The sequence below is a fragment of the Rhodopseudomonas sp. WA056 genome (assembly GCF_010906995.1).
Classification (GTDB): domain Bacteria; phylum Pseudomonadota; class Alphaproteobacteria; order Rhizobiales; family Xanthobacteraceae; genus Rhodopseudomonas; species Rhodopseudomonas palustris_G.
This window is the reverse complement of sequence record NZ_QPFS01000221.1, coordinates 1-3,127: the sequence shown is the minus strand read 5'-3', so window position 1 is coordinate 3,127 and position 3,127 is coordinate 1. Positions and strand designations below refer to the sequence as shown.

3 protein-coding genes and 1 riboswitch are annotated in these 3,127 nt (G+C 64.7%); all 3 genes read right to left on the bottom strand.

All coding sequences use genetic code 11. From position 1 onward, the window contains the following. Positions 1–49 precede the first annotated feature (49 nt). The 3 genes from DU475_RS23495 to DU475_RS23485 are packed head-to-tail and all read right to left on the bottom strand — an operon-like array spanning position 50 to position 2,869. Complete coding sequence (locus DU475_RS23495) at positions 50–682, bottom strand: anaerobic ribonucleoside-triphosphate reductase activating protein (RefSeq protein ID WP_142882565.1); 633 nt, start codon at positions 680–682, stop codon at positions 50–52. Next, positions 639–830: an anaerobic ribonucleoside-triphosphate reductase gene (gene nrdD / locus DU475_RS24490; protein ID WP_142882566.1), complete on the bottom strand. Its 192-nt coding sequence runs from the start codon at positions 828–830 to the stop codon at positions 639–641. The genes DU475_RS23495 and nrdD overlap by 44 nt, the downstream gene beginning before the upstream one ends. Before the next feature lie 17 nt (positions 831–847). Then, a complete protein-coding gene (locus DU475_RS23485) occupies positions 848–2,869 on the bottom strand; it encodes a ribonucleoside triphosphate reductase (RefSeq protein ID WP_164633482.1) in 2,022 nt (673 codons plus the stop codon). 111 nt (positions 2,870–2,980) lie between these two features. Continuing rightward, positions 2,981–3,127: riboswitch (cobalamin riboswitch) on the bottom strand. This riboswitch is flagged as partial in the annotation.

The window sequence follows — 3,127 nt, the reverse complement described above, 5'->3', positions numbered from 1 at the left end:
ATCCGTTGTGTCGACTTTGGGCGGATGTTCGCTGTGGACGGTGCCTGAGTCAGGAGGCGACGGAGCGGAACGGCTGTACGCGCGTGCGTCCGGCGCCCAGGGAGCCGAGATCGGCAGACAGCCGTTCCAGCGCGGACGCTTCAAGCAGATCCGGGTGAACGGTCGTGCGCAGGTCGCAACTCACCCCGCTGCCGAGCACAAGCGCAAGGCTGGCGCGCGCGCCGTCGCCGCTGCCGGCGACGCCGGTGATCCGATCGTACTCGGCGAACGGCGCTTTGACGTCGAAGCCGATCCAGTCGAGCAGCGGCAGGACGCGTGCGAGGCGTTCAGGATAAGGCCCCGCAGTGTGCAGTCCGATGCGAAAGCCGAGCGAGCGCACGGCCGCGATCGCCAGCGGAAGATCCGACTGCAGCGTCGGCTCGCCGCCGGAGAACACCACTCCGTCGAGCAGCCCGCGCCTTGTCTCCAGGAATGCGAACACGTCCTGCCACGCCAGTTGATCCGGCCCGCGGGCCGGCAGCAGATGCGGGTTGTGGCAGTAGCCGCACTGCCAGGGACAGCCTTGGCAGAACACGGTCGCGACCAGCTCGCCCGGCCAGTCGCAGGTCGACAGCCGGACGAGACCGCCGATCCGCAGCTCAGCCGAGCTTGGCGCGGGCTTCGGTGAAGTACTTGCGGTCATTGAATTCGCCGATCTTGCCGCGGTTGAACGAGGCGACGGGACGGTGATAGCCCATCACCCGGGTCCAGATCTCGCAGGGTTGGCGCTCGGCATCGGTCAGCTCGATGGCTTCGGTGGGAGTGGTGGGGATGGTGACGTGTGCGTTCATCTCTCTATTCCTTCTGGTCAGTGATTAGCGGCGAGCCGCTTGGCCGCGAGGCGTTCGGCGTCGCATTTCGGGCAGAAGGCGTGTTCGCCTTCGATGTAGCCGTGGGTTGGACAGATCGAGAAGGTCGGGGTCACCGTGACGTAAGGCAGCCGGAAGTTCTCCAGCGCGCGTCGCACCAGCTTCTTGCAAGCCTCGCCGGACGACAGCTTCGATCCCATGTAGAGATGCAGCACCGTGCCTCCGGTGTATTTGCGCTGCAGATCGTCCTGGCGTTCCAGCGCCTCGAACGGATCGTCGGTGAAGCCGACCGGAAGCTGACTTGAGTTGGTGTAGTACGGATTGTCCTCGGTGCCGGCCTGCAGGATGCCGGGGAAGCGCTTGCGGTCTTCCTTGGCGAACCGATAGGTCGTGCCTTCAGCCGGCGTGGCCTCGAGATTGTACAGATTGCCGGTCTGCTCCTGGAACGCGACGATCCTGGCGCGCACATGGTCGAGGACACGGACGGCGAAGCCGTGCCCCCACGGCGTCGCGATGGTCTCGCAGTCCGCGGTGAAGTTGCGGATCATTTCGTTGACGCCGTTGATGCCGACGGTCGAGAAATGGTTGCGCAGCGTGCCGAGATAGCGCTTCGAATAGGGAAACAGCCCGTCGTCCATGTAGCGCTGCACCACCTTGCGTTTGATCTCGAGGCTGGTGCGGGCGATGTCGAGCAGGGCATCGAGCGCGCGCAGCAGCCCCGCTTCGTCGCCGCGGTGCAGATGACCGAGCCGCGCGCAGTTGATCGTCACCACGCCGATCGAGCCGGTCTGCTCCGCGCTTCCGAACAGGCCGTTGCCGCGTTTCAGGAGTTCGGTGAGATCGAGCTGCAGCCGGCAACACATCGAGCGGATCATGTGCGGCTTCAGTTCGGAGTTGAGGAAGTTCTGGAAGTAGGGCAGGCCGTATTTCGCGGTCATCTCGAACAGCCGCGTCGCGTTCTCGCTGTCCCAGGGAAAATCCGGCGTGATGTTGTAGGTCGGGATCGGGAAGGTGAAGACGCGTCCTTTGGCGTCGCCCTTGGTCATGATCTCCATGTAGGCGCGGTTGATCATGTCCATTTCGGGCTGAAGCTCACCGTAGGTGAAGTCCATCTCCTCGCCGCCGATCACCGGCACCTCGTCGCGCAGATCCTCCGGACAGGTCCAGTCGAAGGTGAGGTTGGTGAACGGCGTCTGCGTGCCCCAGCGTGACGGGACGTTGAGGTTGTAGACCAGTTCCTGGATGCCCTGCAGCACGTCGGCGTAGCTCAGCCTGTCCTTGCGCAGGAATGGCGCGAGGTAGGTGTCGAACGAACTGAACGCCTGGGCGCCGGCCCATTCGTTCTGCAGCGTGCCGAGAAAATTGACGATCTGTCCGATCGCGCTCGACAGATGCTTCGGCGGGCTGGCCTCGACCTTGCCGGGCACGCCGTTCAAGCCCTCGGTGAGCAACATGCGCAGCGACCAGCCGGCGCAGTAGCCGGACAGCATGTCGAGGTCGTGAATATGCAGGTCGCCGTCGCGATGGGCGCGGCCGACCTCCGGCGGATAGACGTGCGACAGCCAGTAGTTGGCGACCACCTTGCCGGACAGATTGAGGATCAGGCCGCCGAGCGAATAGCCCTGGTTGGCGTTGGCGTTGACCCGCCAGTCGGTGCGATCGAGATATTCGTTGATCGACGCGATCGCATCGACGGCGACTTTGCGGTCGTTGCGCGCCTGACTGCGCTTTTCGCGATAGACGATGTAGGCCCGCGCGGTGGTCAGATGGTTCGCCGAGATCAGCACCTGCTCGACGATATCCTGCACCTGCTCGATCTGCGGCACGGCTCCGGCGAACCGGTGCGCAATGACCTTGACCGATTGACTGGTGAGAAGACCCGCTTCGAGTTCGCCGAACGCCCCCGTGGCCTGTCCGGCACGCGCGATCGCGGATCGGATCTTGGCACTGTCGAACGCCGCTTCAGCGCCGCTCCGCTTGATGATCGCTCGAGGAAGGTTGGTCTGGTCGGAAACAGGCATCGGCACCCCGCGGGTCGAATTGCGGGCCGGGGGTCAGGCAGGCGCATGCAAGAGTCGTACGGAGCGCCGTACGCACGGAAGCAAGCGACCCACCGGGACACCCCGCCCAGGGACGTTTGGTTGTTCGCGGCAGGTCTCCTGGCTTGCGGGTCATTGCCTCAGTCCGCCTTCCCAGGATTGCTCCCAGTGGCCTGATGACGTCGGCTCGCCGCTGACAGTTGCGGGGGCAGCTCCGGCTCAGGCGGTAACGCCGCACCG

Excerpts from the sequence above, each read along its gene's own strand:
- DU475_RS23495 (WP_142882565.1), bottom strand. The coding sequence starts at position 682 with ATGACCGCAAGTACTTCACCGAAGCCCGCGCCAAGCTCGGCTGAGCTG.
- nrdD (WP_142882566.1), bottom strand. The coding sequence starts at position 830 with ATGAACGCACACGTCACCATCCCCACCACTCCCACCGAAGCCATCGAG.
- DU475_RS23485 (WP_164633482.1), bottom strand. The coding sequence starts at position 2,869 with ATGCCTGTTTCCGACCAGACCAACCTTCCTCGAGCGATCATCAAGCGG.